1 protein-coding gene is annotated in these 239 nt (G+C 59.0%); it reads right to left on the reverse strand.

What is annotated here, in order from left to right; all coding sequences use genetic code 11:
* Positions 1-239: hypothetical protein (locus GHO32_RS26610; protein WP_178113969.1), on the reverse strand; the 239-nt coding region annotated here is incomplete at both ends.

Genomic DNA, 239 nt, shown 5'->3' on the forward strand with positions numbered 1-239 from the left:
GATTGCAGGGCGTAGTACTGACCCAGAGTCATCGTCACTTTGAGCTGGGTCAGATGCACGCCGTTATAGAGCAGTTGCACGGCACAGTTAAGACGCGACACAACATGCGCCACAGCCGGGCTGAGTGCCGGTTGCAAGCGGGCCGCTGCGCTGTTGAGAGCTCCCAGAAGTTGCGCCATGGCCAGTTGCAGATGAGGGCGAACAGAGTGTTTGAACTCGTCGCTGCCGATGAGTGCGAC

The organism is Pseudomonas sp. FSL R10-2189 (assembly GCF_009600325.1).
Lineage (GTDB): Bacteria > Pseudomonadota > Gammaproteobacteria > Pseudomonadales > Pseudomonadaceae > Aquipseudomonas > Aquipseudomonas helleri.